Annotated in this window: 22 protein-coding genes; 1 reads left to right on the top strand and 21 read right to left on the bottom strand. The window is 49.5% G+C overall.

Features of this window, described 5'->3' with window-relative positions:
* Positions 1 to 15: 15 nt before the first annotated feature.
* The 20 genes from spoIIID to EKN16_RS25785 all read right to left on the bottom strand — a co-directional run bounded on the left by spoIIID (position 16) and on the right by EKN16_RS25785 (position 21987).
* Complete coding sequence (spoIIID, locus tag EKN16_RS25880) at positions 16 to 303, bottom strand: sporulation transcriptional regulator SpoIIID (protein ID WP_125663688.1); 288 nt, start codon at positions 301 to 303, stop codon at positions 16 to 18.
* 210 nt (positions 304 to 513) lie between these two features.
* Complete coding sequence (locus EKN16_RS25875) at positions 514 to 1242, bottom strand: M23 family metallopeptidase (protein ID WP_125663686.1); 729 nt, start codon at positions 1240 to 1242, stop codon at positions 514 to 516.
* Positions 1243 to 1344: 102 nt separating this feature from the next.
* Positions 1345 to 2502, bottom strand: coding sequence for a stage II sporulation protein D (gene spoIID, locus EKN16_RS25870; protein ID WP_125663684.1), 1158 nt, complete (start codon positions 2500 to 2502; stop codon positions 1345 to 1347).
* 200 nt (positions 2503 to 2702) lie between these two features.
* Positions 2703 to 4136 (bottom strand): UDP-N-acetylglucosamine 1-carboxyvinyltransferase, encoded by a 1434-nt coding sequence (murA, locus tag EKN16_RS25865; RefSeq protein ID WP_125663682.1) that lies wholly within the window; start codon positions 4134 to 4136, stop codon positions 2703 to 2705.
* A gap of 215 nt (positions 4137 to 4351) precedes the next feature.
* Complete coding sequence (locus EKN16_RS25860; protein WP_232016022.1) at positions 4352 to 4606, bottom strand: DUF1146 domain-containing protein; 255 nt, start codon at positions 4604 to 4606, stop codon at positions 4352 to 4354.
* Positions 4607 to 4621: 15 nt separating this feature from the next.
* Complete coding sequence (locus EKN16_RS25855; protein ID WP_232016020.1) at positions 4622 to 7621, bottom strand: S8 family serine peptidase; 3000 nt, start codon at positions 7619 to 7621, stop codon at positions 4622 to 4624.
* 843 nt (positions 7622 to 8464) lie between these two features.
* Positions 8465 to 10039: an NADH-quinone oxidoreductase subunit N gene (locus EKN16_RS25850; RefSeq protein ID WP_125663680.1), complete on the bottom strand. Its 1575-nt coding sequence runs from the start codon at positions 10037 to 10039 to the stop codon at positions 8465 to 8467.
* 3 nt (positions 10040 to 10042) lie between these two features.
* Positions 10043 to 11677 (bottom strand): complex I subunit 4 family protein, encoded by a 1635-nt coding sequence (locus EKN16_RS25845; RefSeq protein WP_125663679.1) that lies wholly within the window; start codon positions 11675 to 11677, stop codon positions 10043 to 10045.
* A complete protein-coding gene (gene nuoL / locus EKN16_RS25840) occupies positions 11677 to 13548 on the bottom strand; it encodes an NADH-quinone oxidoreductase subunit L (protein WP_125663677.1) in 1872 nt (623 codons plus the stop codon). Before nuoL ends, EKN16_RS25845 begins: the two co-directional genes overlap by 1 nt.
* Before the next feature lie 7 nt (positions 13549 to 13555).
* Positions 13556 to 13858 carry an NADH-quinone oxidoreductase subunit NuoK gene (gene nuoK / locus EKN16_RS25835; protein WP_125663675.1) on the bottom strand — a complete coding sequence of 101 codons (303 nt, stop codon included), beginning with the start codon at positions 13856 to 13858 and terminating at the stop codon, positions 13556 to 13558.
* 1 nt (position 13859) lies between these two features.
* Positions 13860 to 14378, bottom strand: coding sequence for an NADH-quinone oxidoreductase subunit J (locus EKN16_RS25830; protein WP_125663673.1), 519 nt, complete (start codon positions 14376 to 14378; stop codon positions 13860 to 13862).
* Positions 14371 to 14832, bottom strand: coding sequence for an NADH-quinone oxidoreductase subunit NuoI (nuoI, locus tag EKN16_RS25825; RefSeq protein WP_125663671.1), 462 nt, complete (start codon positions 14830 to 14832; stop codon positions 14371 to 14373). The genes EKN16_RS25830 and nuoI overlap by 8 nt, the downstream gene beginning before the upstream one ends.
* A gap of 14 nt (positions 14833 to 14846) precedes the next feature.
* On the bottom strand, positions 14847 to 15860 hold the full coding sequence (gene nuoH / locus EKN16_RS25820) for an NADH-quinone oxidoreductase subunit NuoH (protein WP_125663669.1): 1014 nt from the start codon (positions 15858 to 15860) through the stop codon (positions 14847 to 14849).
* Positions 15860 to 16960: an NADH-quinone oxidoreductase subunit D gene (locus tag EKN16_RS25815; RefSeq protein ID WP_125663667.1), complete on the bottom strand. Its 1101-nt coding sequence runs from the start codon at positions 16958 to 16960 to the stop codon at positions 15860 to 15862. The genes nuoH and EKN16_RS25815 overlap by 1 nt, the downstream gene beginning before the upstream one ends.
* Positions 16961 to 16966: 6 nt before the next feature.
* Positions 16967 to 18049, bottom strand: a complete 1083-nt coding sequence (locus EKN16_RS33565; protein ID WP_125663665.1) for an NADH-quinone oxidoreductase subunit C — start codon at positions 18047 to 18049, stop codon at positions 16967 to 16969.
* Positions 18046 to 18564 (bottom strand): NuoB/complex I 20 kDa subunit family protein, encoded by a 519-nt coding sequence (locus tag EKN16_RS25805; protein WP_125663663.1) that lies wholly within the window; start codon positions 18562 to 18564, stop codon positions 18046 to 18048. The genes EKN16_RS33565 and EKN16_RS25805 overlap by 4 nt, the downstream gene beginning before the upstream one ends.
* A complete protein-coding gene (locus EKN16_RS25800) occupies positions 18549 to 18920 on the bottom strand; it encodes an NADH-quinone oxidoreductase subunit A (protein WP_125663661.1) in 372 nt (123 codons plus the stop codon). Before EKN16_RS25800 ends, EKN16_RS25805 begins: the two co-directional genes overlap by 16 nt.
* A 346-nt stretch (positions 18921 to 19266) precedes the next feature.
* Entirely contained in the window at positions 19267 to 20328 is a 1062-nt protein-coding gene (locus EKN16_RS25795) for an FTR1 family iron permease (RefSeq protein WP_125663659.1), read from the bottom strand.
* A gap of 117 nt (positions 20329 to 20445) precedes the next feature.
* Complete coding sequence (locus tag EKN16_RS25790) at positions 20446 to 21252, bottom strand: hypothetical protein (protein WP_125663657.1); 807 nt, start codon at positions 21250 to 21252, stop codon at positions 20446 to 20448.
* A gap of 300 nt (positions 21253 to 21552) precedes the next feature.
* Positions 21553 to 21987 (bottom strand): hypothetical protein, encoded by a 435-nt coding sequence (locus EKN16_RS25785; RefSeq protein WP_125663655.1) that lies wholly within the window; start codon positions 21985 to 21987, stop codon positions 21553 to 21555.
* Positions 21988 to 22109: 122 nt separating this feature from the next.
* Between EKN16_RS25785 and EKN16_RS32505 the strand changes: the two genes are divergently transcribed.
* Positions 22110 to 22265, top strand: a complete 156-nt coding sequence (locus tag EKN16_RS32505) for a hypothetical protein (protein WP_232016018.1) — start codon at positions 22110 to 22112, stop codon at positions 22263 to 22265.
* Between the two features lie 389 nt (positions 22266 to 22654).
* Here the strand turns inward: EKN16_RS32505 and EKN16_RS25775 are convergent, their stop codons facing one another.
* Positions 22655 to 23080, bottom strand: a complete 426-nt coding sequence (locus tag EKN16_RS25775) for a hypothetical protein (protein WP_125663651.1) — start codon at positions 23078 to 23080, stop codon at positions 22655 to 22657.
* Positions 23081 to 23293 lie beyond the last annotated feature (213 nt).

Raw genomic sequence — 23293 nt, 5'->3', positions numbered from 1 at the left:
TGTAGAAAAAAATGCTTACGATTTTGCAGCAGCAAGAACCTCACGTTTTCTTCCAGTACTCTTCTTGTATTTGATTTTGGTCGCTTCTCCTCCCCTCAGGTGCCGGATCGATTTGTGGTATTCTAGAATGTGCTTCACTTGATCCGCCAGATCGGGATTGATTTCTGGTAAACGCTCGGTTAAATCCTTATGCACCGTGCTTTTCGAGACGCCAAACTCTTTGGCAATCGTTCGCACCGTGTGCTTCGTCTCGACGATGCAACGGCCGATTTTTATAGTCCGTTCCTTGATGTAATCGTGCACGCTCCCGCCTCCCTACTCGAGATAGTTTGGTACAGTATATGAGGGGTACGGGTATATATTCTTTGTGTCCAAGCATGACAAGCTAAGAAGTGAAAATAATTTCAAAATCGAAGGGTATTATTCAGCTCAAAAAAGACCAAAACAAGGCAAAAGACAGGGTTTCCCCTGCCTTTTGCCTGCCTTGCATCCGATAAATCTGTAAACTTCTTTTTATTTCTGAAACAATGTGCTTGGATTAATCACTTTACCGTTTTGACGAACTTCAAAGTGGAGATGGACACCTAGATCCTTACCTAGTTCACTTCGTCCAGCCTTGGCAATAACTGCCCCTTGCTTGACTTCGTCCCCAACTTTCACCTGCAGGTCATTCAAGCTTTGGTAGATGGTCACAATGCCATCTGAATGCTTGATCTCAATAACGTTGCCGTTAAGAGGGTGAGACTCGGCAATGGATACGATACCGCTCAGAGCTGCCGAGACATCAAAGGTCTTGTCGTCGGATCTGGCAAGGTCAATCCCGCTGTTCGCTACAAAGGTATTCCCATTCTGAATCAACCCTGCTTGACGTTCCTCGTTAGAGCCGTTCTTCGCGTCATAGAAAGATGCGACCGTTTCTAACTGACTGTGATCAGCTGGCCAGTGCATCGTCTCGTTGGAAGAGATGTCTGCAATAGCGGGATCCTCTTTCTTCGTTCCATCCACGGTTTCATCCGTCGTACCTTGGCTAACCTCGGGAGTGGCGGTGACTGGCTTCGTAGATGTCTCATTCGCTCCCTGGTAAAGCCACATTAAGGTTACGATGATTGCTGCCGCGGCCATGAACGCTGCTGGTGCTGCCCACTTCTTCGACAACAGCTTTCTCCATGCAGAAGGTTTAACGGCAGTTCCTCCCATTGTGTTTTTGGGAGAGTCTAACTTTGGTTTGTTTTGATCATTCATTATTCGATCACCTCACTAGCCATTGTTGCCACAACCTAGCAGTTTATACGTGAGGTTTTAACATTTTTTGAGATTGTAAGTTAACTAGGGGAGAAAGAAGAGTCAGGATAAGGATTCTACTAGTCCCTTAGCCTCCTGCACCTTCGTTCCGGAATAATAATAGGTTACGATTTGCTTGGCTGTCTGACCGCTGTGCGCCATCCCATTAGCTCCCCACTGACTCATGCCAACACCATGGCCAAAACCGTAAGTAGTTATCGTAATCTCATCATCTTGGATGGTCCAATTAAATTGAGAGGAAGCAAGTCCTAGCTTCTCTCTCATCTCTCGTCCACTAAAGCTCTCATCCCCTATGACTACCGTTCTAATTCGTTTGCCTTCGGTTGTGTCTACTATTCGCATCGAACGAATGGCATTCTTCTTCACGCCAAGCTTAGCGCTGAACGCATTAAGCTTCATGGTCACCGTCTCTTTATAACGAGGTGAAATCGCTTTATCCCAAGGGCTTGCAACACTGCGTAGATACGGTAGATCAATGGACCAATAGTCGGAGGCATTCTCTGTATAACCATTGCTAGTCGAGAAGAAAGCCGCCTGTATCGGCTCTCCTTCATACGTGATGATTTGCCCCCTCGTCTGTTCAACCGCCTCATTCAGTTTCTTCAGATTTTCTTCCTTCTCCTTCCCACTCCAACGGCTTAGAAGCGTACTCATCGATACATAAACTTGATTGTTCACCGTATCTGTAACATCTGCCTCTTGCTCATTAGAAGGGAGATCACTGTGGTCTGCCGATAGCATTCTCTTATAGATGTAGGTTCGTGCAGCAATCGCCTGCGCCTTTAGCGCCTCGAGCTCAAAATCAATCGGCATCTCACCAGCAACGACCCCCCGTACATAAAGCTCAATGGGCATTTTCTCAATACGCTTGTCCTCCGCCAGATAGACACGTACCCACATTCGGTCATAATCACTTAAGGAAGCGGATTGACTGTCTGCGGTCACCGTTTGAGACGATCGATTGCTTGGGGTATTACGATCACTCTGATTATTAGAAACAGCCGCCTTCCCTTGAAGCGAAGCCGATTCTATTATTTCGACAGTTGACTGCTTGTTAGGATCAACGTGACTCTCTGATCCATGTACAAACTCTTTCACCAGCACGGCAAGTAGTAGACCAAAAGTAAATCCGAGCCACCACCTGCTTGTCCCGCGCCCGAAGCGGCGATACCGCTTCGTCTTCCACTTCATTCGTTCCATGTCCCGCTCCTTCCTTATGCTCTATTCTCATTTCTCATCATTCCTATTTGCTACATTCTATGAATGAAAATGCTAGAATAGTACCCACAAGAAAAGAAGACTCTGGCTTAAGCAGCCTTATTTAGACAGCAAAAAACCCTATACTTCGCTTCGTGTTCTTAGCGAGAATAGGGTTTCTTTTAGGAAATGTCTTTATAATTTTAGGCCCATGTAGGCTGTGCTTTAATTCGGCTTACTTCTTTGTCGCGTTTGTAGTCATATTCCGATTCCTTAAGCTTCTCAGCTGCCGGTTCTGGTGCAGAGGCTTCCAGCACAACTGTATAAGCAGACTCGAACGACTCCGCTTGAATAACAGCGGCGATAGCAGGCTGTTCCGTAATCTCCACTCTTGAGATTGTTGCTCCGAGTGCTGCTAACTTGCCTGTAATGTTAACATACCCGCGATCAACGTGATGAATACCTGAAATTTCGGTTTCACCATCCGCACAAAGTGCAGCACAGACTAGCGCAGCGCCCGCTCTTAGATCGGTTGCCATAACTTTAGCTCCTGTTAAAGGAATCCCCCCGCTAATAATTGCCGAGCGACCATCCACTTTAATCTGAGCACTCATCTTCTGAAATTCTTCGACATGCATGAAACGATTCTCAAACACGGTCTCCGTCACGATGCTTGTGCCCTCTGACACCATAAGGAGCGCCATCATCTGAGATTGCATATCTGTCGGGAATCCAGGGTACGGTAATGTCTTGACATCTACCGACTTCAGCTGGCGGGGAGCTCTGACATGAATCCCATTGTCTGTCTCCGTAATTTCGACGCCCATTTCCTGCATTTTCGAAATAACTGGTGCTAAATGATCGGCAATGGCACCTTCGATATGTACATCGCCACCGGTCATCGCGGCAGCAATCATATAAGTACCCGCTTCTACACGGTCAGGAATGACCGTATGCGCTACACCGTTCAGATGCTCAACGCCTTCGATACGAATAAGTCCGGTGCCAGCTCCGCGTACCTTAGCTCCCATTGCGTTCAATAGGTTGGCAAGGTCGACGATCTCCGGTTCCTTCGCTGCGTTCTCGATCGTTGTTGTACCTTGCGCAAGTGAAGCTGCCATCATAATATTCTCGGTTGCACCCACACTGGCTACGTCGAGATAGATCTTGGCACCCTTCAAACGGCCTGTTGTACGGGCTTCAATAAAACCTTGGCCCAGTACGATCTCGGCACCCATTGCTTCAAAGCCTTTCAAATGTTGATCGATCGGACGTGTTCCGATCGCACAGCCGCCTGGAAGCGAAATTCTCGCTCTACCAAGGCGGGCAAGCAGCGGTCCCATGACGAGGAACGAAGCACGCATTTTGCGGACTAATTCATAAGGAGCTTCAAATGACGTAAGTTTCTGCGCGGAGATGCGCATCGTCTCATTCTCATATGTTAACCTGCCGCCTAATGCAGCAAGCACTTTTTGAATCGTTATGACATCGTCTAGAAAGGGAACATCATTAATTACACATTCACCTTTACTTGCAAGTAACGTGGCCGCGAGAATTGGTAATACAGCGTTCTTAGCGCCGCTTACTCTAACGTTCCCTGATAGTCGCTGGCCGCCGCGGACGATTATTTTGCTCATCTTTAGGTTTCCCTCCGCGCGCAGTAGATTCTTCTTCCTAATCCTGAAATAAATGGTAGCACAGTCTGTACCCAACCTACATCTTAACATTCAGTTACACAAATCGACAAGCGTTTATTTTCTTGGTGTCGAACACAGGCATTTAATACCATTCGCAGCCGTTTTCTTTTTTCGTACCGTCATGTATTACCCATTGTTGACATGTTTCGTTTTTGTTATTCGACAAGCCCTCTAAGCAGGTTCGACCACTCCCAATAGTCAATGACAAAGCCAGCGAATAAATGACCCAGCACAACAGCCAGCATAACTTGGAGTAGTCTAGCTTGCAGGCTTCTAGCCCGACGCATGAACAGATCCAGCTTGAGCTCCTGCAGGACATACCAAGCCAGAGTGATGCAGAGCAGTTCGATAATAATTGACACAAGCGCATGCTGACCCGCAGTCGTGGCGACGAGATGATTCATATCCATTTGTTCTTTTCTCCCTTATCTCTTCTCATTCAATACCCGCAGCAGCACCGAAGCAAACTCCCCCCGACTAGCCGTCTGTTCCGGTTTAAACCGTAAATCCGGATAGCCGCTTATCAGCTTCTTCTGCTTCATACCTAGGATGGCTGCCGCTGACCAACGTGTACGCTCCACATCTCTAAATGGAGCTGATGCTGGCCGTACCGTCGATATTCTCAATACCCTGGCGAGGATAACAGACATTTCTTCACGAGTGATCGATTGGCTCGGTCCGAATTTCCCACCTGTGTAGCCAGCTATCCAACCCATCTTTATCGCTTTGCTAATCGATGCATAAGCCCAATGGTTCATCGGAACATCATTGAAGTTCAAGTCCGCCTTCTCCTGCGGATCAAACGCTCGCACAAGCATCGACACCGCTTCGGCACGGGTTATGCTTTGATTCGGATTGAATCGAAAATCCCCACTGCCGCCAACGATTTTACGTTTGTTAAGCTCAACAATAGCGGATTCCGTCCAATGACCCGCAATGTCGCGAAAGCCTGCTACCATAGGATCTGTATCGACACGGATTCCATAATACTGCTTATCAAAAGCCGTTTCTGCACTGACCTTGATGTAATAAAGGCCGGCATCTAGCTGCTGCTCCAGCGTCATAATCGTACGATTCGGAGCAGATTGGAGCGTGAAAAGGATCTTTTGCCGTTTATCGGTCACTACTGCTTTCATCTTAATCCCAGTAGGGATACCGTTCACAGTAATTCTCACCATGCTTTTCTTCGTCAGCCGCAATTGGTACCAGTCCAAATCTCCTTTTACCCCAATAACCCCTTGATAATCGGAGCCAGGACGAATACCTGTGGCTTCGTAGGACTTATTATTAGGCTCGTTAGGGTCCGTGTATTTAGTCTTGTATTCAATCTGCAGGGTATACTGTGCGGCCGTAGCAATTGCCTGTGCCGACATTGCATTATAAACGCGGATATAATAAGTGCCGGCCGTTACGTTAATGATTTGAGAGGTTTCACTCTCGCCTTCGCCATTATCATCAATATCTTGAAGCATCTCATTGGAGCGCTGAATGGCAATTGCAAGATCCACTCTTACAGAATCCGCCTCTGCGTTAATCTTAAGCGTTCCACCCGTTTCAAAATGGATGGCAAACCAATCACGGTCTCCCGTTTGATGAAAATTACCGATTATCGTTTGTGAACGCGGTGCAAGTGTGAAAGCCTGGTAGGGTTTATCATTTTTCTCATAAGCATCGGGGGCAATCTCAAAGGTGGAGGTGAGCAAGTAAGGAAGCGACTGCTTAAGCTGTTGATTGAAGAACTGCAGCTCAAAATAGTTTCTCCCTTTCTTAACGTTCCATTCCACTGTTTGGTTGCCGAGTTTCGCATCTTTTGTACTTTGCGCCGCTTCACCTGTGTAATGAGTCATCTGAATGGGCGGAATCGATTCACCTGATACGGTGATACCCTGAAACTGAATCAAAATGACGCCGGCATAAGGGGCATCAATAATATACCAATCTTTATCCTTGCCGCCAGAGAGCTCTGCTGAGATCTTGGTATACAGCGGGAATTTGCGGGCATTGTCTCGGCTGTTATTAGGCTCGTAAGAATCTGCTTTGAGTGTAGCCGATACGGCCTTATCCAGCTGAAGTAGACCATAGCCGGAGGCATTATCCACGCCAGCATTGCCAATATCCTTAGCTGTCTGTCTTAGCATAGCACGAATCTCATAAGGCTTATAATCCGGATGCTGTGCCCAGACTAATGCCGCAGCTGCTGCTGCTTGGGGTGCAGCCATCGACGTGCCTTCCTCATGCTTGTATCCACCACCGACTGCGGTCGTGTAAACGTTCCACGGTGCGGCAATATCAATCTCCGGTCCTGGATTCGAACGCGGTTCTGGGTTGCCCTTTGCATTCGTGCCACCGACAGCCAGAACGGTTGGGTACGCGGCAGGGTATTTGACCTTAGCCTTCGCCCCTAATGAAAGGCCATCGTTGCCACTTGCTGCGACAAGTAGGACGCCCTTCGTCTCCGCGTACTGCGCGATGTCATTCATATAGGGTGAATATCGGTAAAGCCCGACGGAAAGTACAACAATACGGGCACCATTCTTAACAGCGTAGAGAATCGCTTCGCCTAATCGTTCTTCATCTCCGAAGCCATCCTTGTCAAGCGCCTTTATCGGCATAATCTTCGCATGCCAGAGGATGCCTGAAACACCCTCCTTGTTATCGCCTTCTCCAGCGAGTACACCCGCTACCGCTGTACCATGGCCGTTGTCATCCTCAGGCGGTTTACCGGGATTAACCAAGTTCGTGCCGGCTACCAGATTGTTTTTCAAGTCTGGGTGGTCCAAATCTACCCCCGTATCCACAAGCGCAATCGTCATATTCATCTGATCATGTACAGTTGCCCAAGCTTCCTTGGCCCGGATCTGGTTCAGATGCAGCTGCTTCGGCAGCTCTGGATCGTCGGTCTGCACAGCGCCGAGCAGCTTGACGGCGCTGCTCGGTTGTACGTATTCGACGCCAGGCGTTTGGCGCAGCCGGCGGAGCCATTCCGCGGTGTCCGCCCCGGGATCTGCGGGGCGGACGACGTCTAGCGCAGCCGCCGGCATCGCCTGGCGGCTGAGCACGCGCGTTCCGGGCAGCGGCTTCGCCAGCCCGGGTTCGCGCCACTTGAGGAGCCAGCTATGCGGCTCCTCTCGGGCGCTGCCAGCAGCGCTGGCGGCCGGCTGCGCCGCTGGGCCGCTAGATGCCGCCGAAGGCGGCGCGGCCGCAGGAGCGGCCCCAGGGGCGGCATACGCCGAGCCCATAGGAGCACTCCAGAGAAGCAGCGCTGCGAGCGCTCCGTTCAACGCTAAGCGCGCGAATCGCCTGGCACCGTCTCTTTTTCCTAAGCTGTCTAAGCTATCTAAGCTGTACATATCTTCCGCATTAACTTTACTTTCCTGAGCGATGCTCTTATCAAGAGAATCACTGCATACCGTCTCCTTACTCATGAGCACTTGCTCCTTAGACCCATTAGCCTCTACTTTGTCACCGGACGCGAACAAACAGGCCAGACCTACTCCAAGGCCTAACTGTTGTCTATCGCCTAGTCCTTCTCTATCCGATCATTTACAGTTGTTGGTTAGGAATGCAAGTAGGATTGGTTCATCATAATCTGCCTTTAACCTGCAAATCGTTATTATGAAACGATTCGCTCTCATTATATCGGAATCCTCTCTCCAAATTGTTCATTTATTGATAAAGGTTCAAAAGTCCCACCCTTATACAATGGCCTCACACGAATATTTATGCATTCCGCAGAGTCACTAATTTGAAGTTTGTATGAATCTCTGGCTTTGCAGGCCATTTCATTATCTCGATTTTGGGGGCTGAGCGGTTCATTTAGCAGGAATCCCCCCAGTAAACTTGAGTAGATCCACCTAAATGGGGTGGAAAATAAAGGATTAATGAGAGAAATTTCCACTATGACGAATATGACGAATATTATAAATATGACAAAAAAACAGATGAAAGCAGCCCCTATAACAGGAGCTTTTCCCGTTAATCTTGCTAAGCGGACTGTGGAATCGCTATTCAGATCGAAACACGACTCCAAACAAATTCAGCGGACACAGGTTCCGCTATCAACTAAAATGTAGCAGATTTCAGATGATTTGCTGGAGAATAGCGTCTTCTCTGTCCTTTAATCCAGCTACATGCCGCGATTGGACTGAAATAAGTGCTCTCCTGTCCGCTCAGCATCTGATTACCTTAAAAGAAGAAAAGGCTGCAGCCCGATCAAACCGGGTGCAGCCCTCACTACTTCATTTCTGATTCAACTGATGAATACCGTCTTACCTTTTGCCTACGAATAGATCGCTGACAATCGAGAAATTGTCATTAACCCAGCTAAGAACAGGTCCCGGCACGATTCCAAGCGCAACCGTTGCTGCCACACACAGCCAAATGACGATGCCTGTTGTAAAAGGAATATGGACCTGCTCCTCTGACGTCGAGCGCATGAACATTTGACGAATGAAGCCAAAGTAGAAGAAATAAGAGATAACACTGCTAATGACCATGACGGCGATAATCCAATAGGTTTTAGTTTGAGCCGCGCCCAGTAGAATAAACAGTTTCCCGAAAAACCCGCCGGTGATCGGCAAACCTGCAAGTGAAAGTACGAATACCGTCATCGCTATTGCCGTCCACGGTGCACGATAATAAAGTCCAGCGAATCCTTCCAGCTCATCATGACCAGCAGCCTTACTTATAACCGTAACGACAGCAAGAGCACCGATCGTCATCAGCAGATACACCGCTAAGTAAAAAATGAATTCGCCAAAGTTGGATACATGCATATCACCGAGAGCTAATCCGACAGGAACAAGCAAATAACCCGCATTGGCTACACCTGAAAGAGCCAAGAGTCTCTTTACATTATGCTGCCTTAATGCCGCTGCCGATCCGATTAACATCGCTGCCGCCGCCATAATAAGCAGCGTTAGGAATATATCATCGGTAATGGGTGCATCAGCTGAGGAAGCATAGAAAATGACGTTGTAAATAATCCGGAATACGATAGCAAAAGCCGCACCTTTAGAGACAACCGCAAGAAACGCGGTAATCGGCGACGGAGCACCCTGATAGACATCTGGCGCCCATACATGGAAGGGTGCCGCAGCAATTTTGATACCAAGTCCCGCCAACAGGAAGAAGAAGGCTACATAGAGCATTTCCTTATAATCGCTTGCATGCTGCTGAATGCCGTGTGCAATCGCACCAAGATTGGTCGCGCCTGTTATCCCGTAGAGATAAGACATACCGAACAATACGAGAGCCGAGGATATTCCGCCAGTTACGACATACTTGAACGCCGCCTCCGCCGACACAACCGCATGCTTGCGAATACCAACCAGCACATAGGTGGTAATGCTAAGCAGCTCCAGACCGATGTAGAGCGTAAGCATATCCCCGGAGGAGGCCATAATCATCGCTCCGACTACGGCTGGCAGCAGTAAGTAATAAAACTCGCCTTTATCCGGAATATCGCTGCTCTTCACTGACCCCAAACTCATCAGCACAATGAGCGCTGTAGCGATTAGGAATACGATTTTGAATAAGCTTGCAAAATCATCAATGCGGTAGCTATCCGCTAGTAAAGAGATGACATTGCTTGCTGCCTTCCCGTCCTCACCCATCACTGGTGCAGAGCTGTTCATATCGATAAGCCGCCATACTACAAACCCAAGTGAGGTCAGAAGACCGGCCAGTGTGAACCAGCCAATTACAGCACGATTAACGTTCCTTGGAAGCACCAAATCAAGGATCACAAGAAGAACGGCACAAGCAATTAAGATCCATTCCGGGGCGAGATAGGCCGCATCACTCCAAGAGAGCGACTGAAGCTGTTGATTGACAACGTCCATGCGCTACCTCCCCACCTTCTCGTTAATTTGCTGCAAAAGCGTATCAAAGCCATGTTTCATCGGCTCGGTCATTACGGCCGGATAGATACCGATTAGCAGGATGAACGCGAGCAGCGCAATCATCGGAACGGCTTCAATCAGCCTTGCATCTCGCAGTGCACCGAAGCGTTCTTGCATTGGACCAAAAGTAATGCCTAATACACTCCGCAGTACATAAACAGCTGTAAGAATAACACCCAGCACAGCGATCGCCGTTATGACCCTCATGGAGTCGAATAGGCCCAATAGGGATAAGAATTCGCCAATGAATCCAGATAAACCAGGTAGTCCAAGTGAGGCCATCCCAGCCGTCAGCAGAATGCCGCTAATGAATGGCAAGCTTCTGGCCAACCCTCCAAGGTCGCCAAGCATCGTTGATCCCGTTCGCTCATACAAGCTGCCAACAATGAGAAACAGCAGTGCGGAGATCAATCCGTGAGAGACAAGCTGGATCATTGCTCCCTGGAGTCCGATTTCATTGAACGAGGCAATACCTAGCAGAACGATTCCCATATGGCTGATAGACGAATAGGCCAATACCAGCTTGAATTCCTTCTGAACAAGTGCCAGAACCGCTCCATAGAGAATGTTCACTACACCTAGTATTGCTAGGACAACTGCCCAATCCTTAGCCTCTGACGGGAACATAAACACACCGAAACGCAATAAGCCATACGCACCCATCTTAAGCAGTACACCCGAGTGAATCATTACGACAGAAGGGGGTGCCTCCGCATGGACCTTCAGCATCCACGTATGGAAAGGGAAGATCGGCAGCTTAATGCCAAATGCAATCAGAAGTAAAAGAAAGATCGTCCACCGCATGTTTTTCGACAGGTAAAAGGGATTCTCATCGCCTGCCTGTAGGCTGCTAGGTGACATGTTGACATAGGAATCAGCACTCGTCAGATTATCTTGAATCACTTGATAGCTGCCGCTGTAAGAGAGATTAGTCTGCTGCTTATCCGGCACCTGTTCCACCCGAAAGCCTGCGGTAGAGACAAGTAAAACGAAGGCAATAAGCATAATAGCCGATCCGATTCCATTGTAGATTAAGAACTTATTCGCCGCTTTCTCGCGATTCATATAGCCCCATATGCCAATCAGGAAGAACATCGGAATTAGCGTAAGCTCGAAGAACACGAAGAACAGGAATACGTCCCTCGCCAGAAAGACTCCAAGCATACCGACTTCGAGCAGCAGGAAGCAGCTGTAGAAGGACTTCCAGCGTTTCTTGATATTCACGGAGGCAAGTGCTGCCATCACCCCGACTATCGTCGTAAGCAGCAGCAAAGGCAAAGATAGGCCATCAATGCCTAAGTGATACTGAAACTGGAAGGCGTAGGACGTCACTTCGCCGACAACTTCTTTGTTTAACGAAGCGTTGACCCACGTTGCGGTCTCCTCGTAAGCCTTCCCGCCTTTGACCCCGTCATAATCGGCGTACAGCCAAAAGGATAACAGCAGCGGAATCAGTGTGGTAATTATAGCTGTCGTCTTCAGCCAGTTGCTGCGGTTCTTCGGCAGGAATAACAGCACGAGCAGACCGAGCAAGGGCGAGAAGATAATTAGAGACAAGATAGGAAGATCGGATAGCATTACCAGAACCTCCTTAAGGCGACTATAGCAATAAGAATGATTAGTCCAAACAAAGTGATCAGTCCATAGGTCTGGACCTGACCATTCTGCAGACGCGTACCGCCTTTACCAAGTAAAACAATGCTGCCGGAAGTAAGCCGTACTATACCATCCACGACATAATGGTCTATCCCATTTAGCAGCAATCCAATACCGCGCAGCGGCTTTATAAAGATAATCTGATAGAGCTCATCGATATAGTATTTGCGCTCTAGCAGACGGACCAGCCATGGTGCACGAGAGGACACCGCATCGCGAGAGATCGTTCCTTTTACGAACACAAGCCATCCCAGATATATGCCAAGCAGACCCACTGCAGCCGAGATGACCATAACGAGACCCGCACTGCCATGCTCCACTTCTGTTCCATCCGTCAACCAGGAGCCAAGCGTGTTGTTCCATGGCGTTTGAATAAAGCCGGAACCGATTGCCAGGACGGCAAGCACGATGAGCGGGATCGTCATGGTGAGCGGCGATTCATGGACTTTCTGCTCACCTTTGGGCTTGCCTGTGAATACAAGAAAGAACAGCCGCGACATATAGAATGCCGTGAAGAATGCCGCCACTACGCCAACGACAAACAGCGCAGGCTTATCATACAGAGCTGTTGTAAGAATGGTATCCTTGGACCAAAAGCCTGAAAATGGCGGAATGCCAGATAACGCCAGCGAGCCAATGCCGAAGGTCCATGCCGTTATACGCATTTTTGAACCGAGACCGCCCATTTCGTTAATATTCTGTGTATGTACCGCATGAATGACGCTGCCTGCACCTAGAAATAGCAATGCTTTGAAGAAAGCATGCGTAAGCAGGTGGAATACCCCGCCTGTCAAAGAGCCAAGCCCGAGTGCCATCATCATGTAACCAAGCTGGCTGACCGTAGAATAAGCTAGAATTCGCTTAATGTCATTCTGAGCTACGCCAATGGTTGCAGCGAAGATCGCTGTGAAGGCGCCGATATAAGCAACGGTATTCATAGCCGTCTGTGAGGCTTCAAAAATATCAAAGGTTCGCGCTACCAGATAGACGCCTGCAGCAACCATCGTTGCCGCATGAATGAGCGCACTAATTGGTGTAGGGCCTTCCATGGCATCCGGCAGCCACACATGTAAGGGGAATTGACCCGATTTCCCTACCGCGCCAACGAAGATCAGCAGTGCAATAAGCGTCGTAATCCCTAGTGGAATAATGCCCGTCTGTCCTTCAAAAACATTCTGGATATGCACAAAATCAAGCGCATGATCCGGCATATACCAGTAAAGCAGTAAAATACCGAGCAGAAGCCCTGCATCGCCAATTCTAGTTACGATAAAAGCTTTCTTCGCCGCCGCTTTTGCCTCTGGCTTTGCGTACCAGAATCCGACGAGCAGGAAGGAGCAAACGCCGACAAGCTCCCAGAAAATATAGAGCGTTAGCATATTATCGGCTATGACCAGCCCGAGCATGGAGAAGGTAAATAGAGCAACGTAGCTATAAAACACCGTGATTCGTTCATCGTTCTTCATATAGCCAGCCGAGTAAACATTCACTAGAAAGGCCACAGCCGTCACAATCACGAGCATCAATGCCGTTAAATTCGTAACTTCGAACCCAGCGTTTATCTGAATTCTACCAAGATCGAGCCATTTGAATCCAGATTGATAATATTTACTACCGTCTCTCATATGCTCGATCAGCACGAGAATCGATAGAACCAAAGCTGCAAAAGAACCAACTGTACCTGTCAAAACCCCAAGCCTACGCTGCGACCGCCCAAAAGCGAGCAAGAGCAAGAACGCTGCAAGCGGAAAAACAGGGATTAACCAGGCGATCTGAGAGAACATCGTATCCACTTGGCGCTTACCTCCTCATTTTGTCGAATTCATCGACATTAACGGTTCCGCGAGCCCGGAACAATGCAATAAGTACCGCAATTCCGACTGCTGCTTCCGCCGCCGCAACTGCAATACTAAAGAGCGTAAACATTTGCCCAGTCAAGGAAGGAACGACGCCATATTTGGAGAACGCCACAAGATTAAGATTGACCGCATTGAGCATGAGCTCGATAGACAATAGCACGATGATCGCATTTTTTTTCACGAGTGCACCATACAAGCCGATACAAAATAGAATAGCCGCCATCGTTAAATAGGAAGATAGCATCTTAATCCGCCTCCTTCTTCGCAAGCACGATCGCCCCGATAAAAGCGACAGTCAGCAGCACAGACACAAGCTCGAACGGGATGACATAGCTGGTAAAGAGCAGCTTGCCGATCTCCATCGTATTATCTTCGCCCAATCCAAATGGCTTCTCCGGCACAGGGAAGTCTGACTTCCGAATGGCATAGAACAGAATCCCGAACAGCGCCAGTGCACCAATCGCACTAAGTGTCTCCTGCAGCGGCCGTCCATTTTCTTCCGCACTGCTGTGGTGTTTGGTCATCATGATTCCGAAAATCATTAGAATCGACACCGCCCCCGCATAGATAAGCACCTGTACAAAGGCGAGAAACTCGGCGTCCAGCAAAATAAACATTCCCGCTACACCGATAAAGACGGCCGCTAAGGAAACGACCATATGAACGACCTTCGTAAAGCTAACCATGAGCACCGCACCGCTTATGATGATGACGGAGAATACGAAGAAAGCCACAAACTCCCCGGTTATGTTAACGTTAAACATTTTTCGCTCCTCCCTTAGCTGCAGCAGGAGCTCCAATATTATTATTATCCTGACGTACATTGCGATTGTTCTCATCCAGCCACTTGAGGTCCTTGAACAGATCATCCCTACTATACGAAGCGAGCTCAAAGTTGTTGGTCATAACAATGGCCTCGGTCGGACAAACCTCCGTACAAAGATCACAGAGAATGCAAATTTCAAAGTTAATGTCATACGTATCGATAACTTTTCCCTTTTTCTCTGGGTCTGGATTCGCTTTGCCCGTCAATGTGATACACTCCGTCGGGCAGACACGCACACATTGATTGCAGACGATGCATTTGTCTGGCTCAAAATGCTGAATGCCGCGAAAACGATCAGGCATCACGAACGGTACATCAGGATAAGAAGTGGTAACTTTTTTTGCGGTCATCGCTTTGAGCGTGACACCTAATCCTTTGAAGAGACCTTTCATTCTTTCTCCCTCCGTTACCCTTTAATAAACAGCTCCATGTAGACAGCCGTCAGAAATACGTTCAAGATCGCGAGCGGAAGCAGTACCTTCCAGCCAAGTCCCATTAACTGATCGATGCGAATACGCGGCATGGTTGCCCGAATCCAGAATAGGAAGAACACGATAAACGAGAATTTGAGCAGGAACCAGATGATCCCCGGCACAAAATCCAGGAAAGGAGCAGGCGCATGCCAGCCTCCAAGAAACAGTACCGTCGTTAGAGCAGCAATCGCGTACACATACACGTATTCGGTCAGCATGAAGAAGGCAAAGCGGAAACCGCTGTATTCGACATGATAGCCAGCTACCAGCTCAGACTCCGCTTCTGGGAGGTCAAATGGTGTACGGTTCAGCTCCGACACGGCCGCTATAACGAAGATAACGAAACCAATAATCTGTGGGAGAAAATTCCACTGCCAGAACCAGTCGCCCTGCTGCTCCGCGATCGTGCGTAAATTCAAGCTGCCTGACAGCATAACGACACCGACCACGGAGATAACAAGCGGTACTTCGTAGCTGATCATTTGAGCTGCCGAGCGCATACCGCCAAGCAGTGCATATTTATTATTCGAAGCCCAGCCGCCAAGCACAATCGCTATCGTCGATATCCCGGACAAGGCCACATAGTAGAGCAGCCCGACATTAATGTCCGCAAAATATAAATTCTGCGTATATGGGATAACGGCTAGTACCGCAAATGCAGGAACGTAAGCGAGTGCTGGCGCTAAGATGAATAGGACCCGATCCGCTTTGCGCGGAATGGTATCTTCCTTGATTAATAGCTTCGTAATATCCGCCACCGTCTGCAGAAGCCCCCAAGGCCCAACCCGGTTCGGGCCAATGCGGAACTGCATCCAGCCAATGACCTTGCGCTCGAAGAAAATCGCGTATGTAACGAAGCCGAGCACAATTGCAAGCAGGATGACGCCCCAAAGGAAAAAGATGAGGGCATTTCCCCATGTCAGCGTTTCATCTAGCCATGATCCCATTAGCAGTCTACCTCCCCGACGACAATATCTATGCCGCCCAGAATCGTAATGAGGTTAGTCATTGTCTCCCCAACTAACAGCTTAGGAAGAATCTGAAGATTAACGAAGGATGGCCGGCGGAATTTTAAACGGTACGGCTCGGCTTTACCTTTTGAAACGATATGGCAGCCGATTTCGCCACGAGGAGATTCGATGCGCACATAGACTTCTCCGGCAGGCGGTCTAATGACACGCGGCACTTTGCCCATCACATCTCCGGCAGGCGGGAACTGCTGAACCGCTTGCTTCAGGATACGCAGGCTTTGACGAACCTCTTCAAGCCGAATCAGATAACGATCATAGCAATCTCCATTACGTCCAAGCGGGACATCGAATTCAAACTGGCTGTATAAGCTGTAGGGCTCCGCTTTCCGCAGATCCCAATCTACGCCGGTGCAGCGCAGGTTCGCGCCAGAGAGACCGTATTCAATGGCTGTCTGTGCATCATACTTGCCAACACCCTTAATCCGCGCTAGGAAAATCTCATTGCCGCTCACCAGATCGTTATATTCATCCAGCTTCTTCTCCATATAAGGAATGAAGTCACGAACTTTATCGATCCAACCATCGGGAGCGTCCCATTTCACACCGCCTACACGCATGTAATTGTAGGTAAGGCGAGCTCCGCACAGTTCATTGAAGAGATCGATAATGATTTCCCGATCACGGAAAGCGAATAGGAAAGGGCTCATCGCGCCAATATCCAGCAGATAGGTACCCCACCAAACCAGATGGCTGGCTACACGCTGCAGCTCCATAACAATGAGTCTCATGAATTCAGCGCGAATCGGCACTTCCAGCCCCATCATCGTCTCAACTGCATGACAAAGCACATAGTTGGTCGTCATTGCGGATACATAATCCATTCGATCCGTGTACGGTATAATTTGCGTATAATTCAAGTCTTCCGCAAGCTTCTCGGTTCCCCTATGCAGGTAACCCATAACCGGTGTTGCTTCCGTTATAACCTCGCCGTCCAGCTTAACCACAATGCGAAAAACACCATGGGTGCTGGGATGCTGCGGGCCGACATTAAGCAGTAGTTCTTCGGTACGAATCACGGCTGGTCACACCTCCGGGTCTAGCGGTTCATAGTCTTTGCGAAGCGGAAAGCCGACCCAATCGTCGGGCATCATAATACGTCTTAGGTCAGGATGACCAGGAAAATCGATACCAAGCAGGTCATAAATTTCTCGCTCATTCCAATTCGCAGTCGCCCAGATCGGCGTAACAGAAGCCACCTGCGGGCTCTCTCGATCTGCTTTGACCTTGATGGCATATTCCTTCTTGGAGGAGATGGAGACGAGATGGTATACCACTTCCAAATAAGTCTCATAATCAACGCCAGATACATTGCGCAAAAAATTACTGTCAAGTGAAGGGTGCGTTCGGAATAATCTCGCAACCTCCAGCCATTGCTCATTTTTTATGATAAAAGTCGGCATATGCCCATTCATTTCGTTTATGTAAGCTTCTGCAATAGCATCCTCGGACACCAAGGCCTGAATGAGCTGAGCTGCTTCATCAAGCTGAGGTTGTTTGGGTGACGGGGCCTTAGGCTCTTCGGGAGCAGCTGGCTGGCTCTCGGCCGCTGCCTTGGCTGCTGCTCGCGCAGCACGCGCTTCTTCTGCTGCTTTGAGCTTCGCTTCACGTTCAGGATCTGCAGCTCCTGCTGCAGCTGGCGTCTGCTCGCCGCTCACTTGTGCTGTCGAAGCTGGATCACCCGCAGCTGCGCTGATCTTGGCTGCCGCCCTTGCCGCTCGTGCATCAGCAGCAGCCTTCAGCTTTGCTTCGCGCTCAGGGTCAACGGCAGGAGCTGCTGTTTCTGTCTTGTCGCTAGCGGGCTGCGCGGGAGCAATTGCTTCTGCCTTGTCACTTGCTGGCTCCGCTGGTGCTACTTCTTCTGCCTTGTCGCTGGCTGGTTCCGCAGGAGCTACTACTTCTGCCTTGTCGCTGGCTGGTTCCGCAGGAGCTGCTTCTTCTGACTTGTCACTTGCTGGCTCCGCAGGAGCTACTTCTTCTGCCTTGTCGCTGGCTGGTTCCGCAGGAGCTGCTTCTTCTGCCGCTTTGCTTACGGACTCCGAAGGGGTGGATGACTTTAGCTCATTCTCCCCGGCAGCGCTTTCTTCCTTTTCTTTCTCGTCACTCATCGGCTTGTCACCCGCTTCCCGGTCTTCGCCTCGTAACGGATTTTCTCTTGCAGCTTGTTGATTCCATAGATGAGTGCTGCAGGGTTAGGTGGACAGCCTGGAATGTAGACATCGACAGGAACAATCTGATCGACGCCCTTCATAACGGCATAGGACTTCACATAAGGTCCGCCGGCTGTTGCACAGGACCCCATTGCAATAACCCATTTGGGCTCTGGCATCTGATCATATAAACGACGAAGCAGCGGTCCCATCTTCTTGGTCACTGTACCCGCCACGATCATAACATCCGATTGACGCGGCGACGTCCGGAAAATAACCCCGAAGCGATCCAGGTCATAATGCGATGCCCCCGTACCCATCATTTCGATCGCACAGCAGGCGAGGCCAAAGGTTAACGGCCACAGTGAATTGCTGCGTGCCCATGCCTTCAACTGATCTAACGTGCCCATGAATACGTTGCGTTCCAGCTCTTGTCGTTCTTCAGGAGTGATTGATTCTAAATTGAATTCCATTTAAGCACCTTCTTCTTCCAGGCGTAGAGTAATCCAATAAGCAAAAGTCCAGTAAAAATAGCCATTTCGACAAGCACAAATAGGCCGAATTGCTTGTATGCGACGGCCCACGGATATAGGAAAACGGTTTCGATATCAAAGATGACAAACATGAGCGCAAACAAATAGTAGCGCACATTAAAGCGGACTTGACCCTCCCCTACAGGTTCATTCCCGCTTTCATAAGTGGTTTTTTTCTCCTCTGTAGGCTTGCTGGGTCTTAATAATCGGCCAAAAGACAGAGCGATCACTGGGAGTAGGATGCCGAGAATAATGAAGATCGCCACAATAACATAATTGTTGATATACCTCTCCACACAATCGCCTCCGTGCAAATCAATCTAACGAGCAGGATAGGGGTACCTACTTGGTCAAATTTTCCTCACAATTATAACAAACCCTAACTCTTGCGTCTATGACGGACTTGAAGACGCTTCCTTCGGCTTGTCCGATGCTTCTGCTGACTTACTTTCCGACCCTTGTTTCCTTTACCTGCGCCCTGGTCACTCAAATAGTTACCGCACATTCGAATCTACTTATTTCCATTTATAGTTATTTTATAATTATAATGGCTTAGTGATGGGAAATTTATGTATAGGTGGAAATAAAAAAAGGTTCTTACTCGTCACGAAGACGAATAGAAACCCGAAGGGTATTATGATTTTACCGACTTGCTCGTCGTACAGATAAGGGAAGTTCTTCCGAGTTTGGTGCAGCTTTAATCGTGACTGTCTTTTCCTCAAAAGCAACTACGGTTAATTCCTGTTCCGAGTCCGCAGTGGTGACATTACTGCTGCTGCTGCTCGTGCTTCTATTAGCCTCAGCTTCATCTGCTAGAGCCGCTAGCCTTTTCTGCCTAGCCAGCATGACGAAGACAAATCCATAAAACATCCAGTAGCCAACGAACTCTTCAAGGGAAGGATCTTGCGTATAGCCTAGGAAAGCTTTGAAGAAAATGCCCACCTGTCCCTTTATCATCGGATGATGTCCCGTATCGCGGATATAATTCGTCTCATCAATTGGATGCTCGGGCATCAACCAAGTCAGGTCGTACATTTGCCCAATCTCTCCACCGGAGGTTTTATAGACGCTGCCGATGATTTTCAAATCCTGCATGACACCAATCGCTTGGACGAACAAGCCTGCCGCAATCATGATCAAGAAGATACTAGTTACTTTGAAGAAGGTACCGATCTGAACTTTTTTACTGCTCTTGAATACGATAAGGCCAAGCACCACTGCCGTAAGCAGTCCTAGCACAGCTCCCCAGCTTTGAAGGGCTTGCGAGATATCTCCCTGTGAGATCGCTGCGAAGAAAAAGACCGTCTCTACGCCTTCACGCAGAGTAACTAGAAACGAGTGAACAATCATATTGACTGCTCCACCGGTCGTTAGAATGAGCGACACTTTATTTTGCAGCTTGCTTCGCATCTCTCGATTTTGCTTACTCATGAATAAGATCATATGGGTAAGCAGTCCGGCTGAAACGAGTAGAATGGCGATACGCAGATAATCCTTACTGCCCATCGTCGAATAGCCGTCGAGCACAATTTGGAACAGCATAGCGACGCCGAGACTAGCAAGAACAGCAAGCGCTACCCCGACCCACACATATTTATTCCATTTGGATTGTCCGATCCGGTTCAAGTACGAAATGATGATCCCGACAATTAAGATCGCTTCGAATCCTTCACGGAACAAGATGAGAAAAGCTTGCAAATTCATAGCTGTGCGCTCCCTTCATAACCTATAAAAAAGGTATGGTCCCGCCAAAAAAGCGGGACTAGATGATACTTGTAATCGATTGGGGCGGGGCGGGATGGAATAATTACCGGTCCGGTTTTAGAAAAACCCTTTACGCCGCGCCCACCAGACAGCAGCTCCGCCTACAATTACGATGCCTCCGATAACACTTAGGGTGACAACGGAATTGGTTTTGTTCTCATGCGTCATAGGTGCGTGCTGCTTCGTGCCTTCAATCGTGTTCGGCTCTGCTTGATTGGTGCCCTTATCACCTGATGGCTCACTTCCTTGATCTGTGCCCGAAGAAGCTGCAAAAGGGAAGAAGGGTTTGATTTTGCTATAAATCTGGTTGACTGTTGCCTTCAATACTTTCTCATCAGCTTCTTTCTTCCCAACTCCAAACAGACCAGGGTTGCCGATCGCATCGAGCGCCGTGTTAAAGTCCTTCTTGAGGCGCTCCATCTCGGTCGAGGGCAGCTGGGCTTCCACATAAGGAGAGAGCGTATCGAAGGTCGCCTTCGCTTTGGCGAGCAGCAGCTTTGCTTTGGCATAGTCGGAAATGCTCTCAAGTGTATTCTCAAAACGACGGTCCAAATTCATCAAGAGCATCGCTTTATAATTGGCAATTGTCTCTGGAGCTTTACGTGATTTAAAATTATTGTCTAATGTAACGGCCACCGGTTCTCCGAAGTGGGATGATATTTCTGAGCGTCTCGCTTTGTGTGCTGCAAGGGCACCATCCCAATCTGGCGGCGATTGTTCAAGAGAAGAAACAACCAGCTTGAACGTCTCTGCCATATCCTCGGTATCCGCACTTCCGTAGGAATATGCCCATACGCCCGAAGGGGCGAGGGTTAGAAAAATCGCAAAAGCCAGCATTGCGATTCGTATGGATAGTATGCGCATACTTTCACCTTCTGTTAACGTTTTAGTCCGTACAGGGAATAGGCCGAAATTCATCGGCTTCGAAGGTAATGATAATCATTTTCATTTGGAGTGTCAATATGCAAATGTTAAGATTCCGTCAGAATGCTCCCAAGAATTGAAATTGTGAAACAATGTACACAATCCTAAATCTCTGAAGAACAAACTAAGGAAGGAACAGATCAAGGGAGGAACAGATCAAGAAAAGAACAGATCAAGGAAAGAACAGATCAAGAAAAGAACAGATCAAGGAAAGAACAGATCAAAAAAAGAACAGATCAATTAACGAAGCCACTCATACACGGTTATTTGGTTATACACAGGATCAAACATGGACTGACTTTGATAATAAGCAACCTGTCTAACCTTTCCCTGCAGGGAGCCCACCTGTGCCTCGAATCCCTTCAGCACATGGTCCGTTAGCAGGATAGTCGCCTTCGGGTTCGCCTTAATATCCGCAATAAAATAGTTGTACGACTCAATGCGTCTATGCACAATGGGCGTTCGCAAGTATTCAAGGACACGCGTCTCTTCCCAGGTGTAGAGAACGATGTTGCGGGCAGCGCTGCTGTTGGTGAATGCATCGGCCAGCTGATAGACGGCTGGCCGTTCGCTGGCCTGCTGCGCGGCTAGACGGCCGCCTTGCGCCGCTTGCAGCGAGATGACGCAGCATGCTAGCAGCGCGCCTGCGGTCTGTATGGCGCGCCTGGCGCGCACTGGGCTCGTGTTTGGCGCGCTGGGTGAGACTGGTGTGCTCGGTGAGACTGGTGAGCTTGGTGAGCTTGGTGAGTCTGGTGAGACTGGCGAGACTGGCGAGACTGGTGAGACTGGTGAGACTGGTGAGCCGAGAGGTGCCATCACGCTGGGCAAAGATTGCGTGGTGGGGGGAACTGGGCTGGGCTGCGGCGCGGGATTGCGGGCCGCAGCCTTTGGTGGCGTTGCCGCGCGGAACAGAGCGAGGAGCAGCAGCCACATCAAGCCGATTAGTGGCGTGATGTGGCGCGGCTTGTCGATGTTCTGCGCCAGCAGCGCATAGGCGCCATAGGCGCCCGCGAGCATGGCGAGCGCCAGCGGCAGCGTCGGGCGGCCAAGCCATGCCGCCGCCCGGAGCGCCCAGCGCGCGCGAGGGCTCGCGCTGTCGCGGCGCGGGGCGTCGCCCGCACCCGCGCGAAGCACGGCGGCGAGCAGCAGCGCCGCCGCCGCAGCGAGCAGTGCTGTGGACCGGGCGAACATCCCGGTCCACAGCACGTTGTCGCCAGCGAAGCGGAGAACCCGCTCCGCAAGCGACACCTGGGAGGCGGAGGTTACACCGCCTCCCCACTGACTAAAATGCCCTTGCGTAAAAGCTGCCGCAAGCTCAATGAATCCAACAAAGCCGCCCTCGCTAAGCGCTAGGCCTGCTACCCACAAGAGCTGCAGCCCCCCTGCAATCGCCACAAACCATGCGATTCTCGGCCACAAACGTAATCCCTGCCGTCGCCATTTCATGCCAAGCACGACTAACAACCAGACCAGTGACAATCCAAACGGGGCAAATGAAAGTCGTACACCCATTAGCAAACTGAATAGGAAGAGTGCCTGCCACGAAGCAGACCACGTAAGGCGCTCCATCGCCCGCCACCAGAACAATAAGTACCACCACAACAAGGCAATCCCTGCTGCTTCCGACATAGGCCGAAGCGCCTGCAGCCATAGATACGGTGAAGTAAACACCATCATAACCACGAGCAGCGACCAAAAGGGGCTCAGTATCCGCCGCGTCAATAACCAAATAGGCAGCGCAGCAGAAGCCGTTAGCAGAACATTCCATACACCATAAGCTAGAACAGGATCCTCAACCACTCGCTGAACCACCATTGCCCCAAACACAAAGTAGGGGTAACCGGGAAAATGCGGCTGCATCGCTAGCAAATCAAACCGATCTAAGGCGAGCACAAAATCAACCTCGTCCCAGGAAGCAGCAAATGGGCTGAGATGCATCAGGCTATAAACCGTCCAAAGAAGGACGAGAATAACAGCAAGT

The sequence above is a fragment of the Paenibacillus baekrokdamisoli genome (assembly GCF_003945345.1).
Classification (GTDB): domain Bacteria; phylum Bacillota; class Bacilli; order Paenibacillales; family Paenibacillaceae; genus Paenibacillus_Z; species Paenibacillus_Z baekrokdamisoli.
The sequence above is the reverse complement of the archived record's forward strand: the minus strand, read 5'-3'. Positions and strand labels throughout refer to the sequence as shown.

Excerpts from the sequence above, each read along its gene's own strand:
- EKN16_RS25875 (WP_125663686.1), bottom strand. The coding sequence starts at position 1,242 with ATGAATGATCAAAACAAACCAAAGTTAGACTCTCCCAAAAACACAATG.
- spoIID (WP_125663684.1), bottom strand. The coding sequence starts at position 2,502 with ATGGAACGAATGAAGTGGAAGACGAAGCGGTATCGCCGCTTCGGGCGC.
- murA (WP_125663682.1), bottom strand. The coding sequence starts at position 4,136 with ATGAGCAAAATAATCGTCCGCGGCGGCCAGCGACTATCAGGGAACGTT.
- EKN16_RS25860 (WP_232016022.1), bottom strand. The coding sequence starts at position 4,606 with ATGGATATGAATCATCTCGTCGCCACGACTGCGGGTCAGCATGCGCTT.
- EKN16_RS25855 (WP_232016020.1), bottom strand. The coding sequence starts at position 7,621 with ATGAGTAAGGAGACGGTATGCAGTGATTCTCTTGATAAGAGCATCGCT.
- EKN16_RS25850 (WP_125663680.1), bottom strand. The coding sequence starts at position 10,039 with ATGGACGTTGTCAATCAACAGCTTCAGTCGCTCTCTTGGAGTGATGCG.
- EKN16_RS25845 (WP_125663679.1), bottom strand. The coding sequence starts at position 11,677 with ATGCTATCCGATCTTCCTATCTTGTCTCTAATTATCTTCTCGCCCTTG.
- nuoK (WP_125663675.1), bottom strand. The coding sequence starts at position 13,858 with ATGCTATCTTCCTATTTAACGATGGCGGCTATTCTATTTTGTATCGGC.
- EKN16_RS25830 (WP_125663673.1), bottom strand. The coding sequence starts at position 14,378 with ATGTTTAACGTTAACATAACCGGGGAGTTTGTGGCTTTCTTCGTATTC.
- nuoI (WP_125663671.1), bottom strand. The coding sequence starts at position 14,832 with ATGAAAGGTCTCTTCAAAGGATTAGGTGTCACGCTCAAAGCGATGACC.
- nuoH (WP_125663669.1), bottom strand. The coding sequence starts at position 15,860 with ATGGGATCATGGCTAGATGAAACGCTGACATGGGGAAATGCCCTCATC.
- EKN16_RS33565 (WP_125663665.1), bottom strand. The coding sequence starts at position 18,049 with ATGAGTGACGAGAAAGAAAAGGAAGAAAGCGCTGCCGGGGAGAATGAG.
- EKN16_RS25805 (WP_125663663.1), bottom strand. The coding sequence starts at position 18,564 with ATGGAATTCAATTTAGAATCAATCACTCCTGAAGAACGACAAGAGCTG.
- EKN16_RS25795 (WP_125663659.1), bottom strand. The coding sequence starts at position 20,328 with ATGAATTTGCAAGCTTTTCTCATCTTGTTCCGTGAAGGATTCGAAGCG.
- EKN16_RS25790 (WP_125663657.1), bottom strand. The coding sequence starts at position 21,252 with ATGCGCATACTATCCATACGAATCGCAATGCTGGCTTTTGCGATTTTT.
- EKN16_RS25775 (WP_125663651.1), bottom strand. The coding sequence starts at position 23,080 with ATGGAATGTTCTGCTAACGGCTTCTGCTGCGCTGCCTATTTGGTTATT.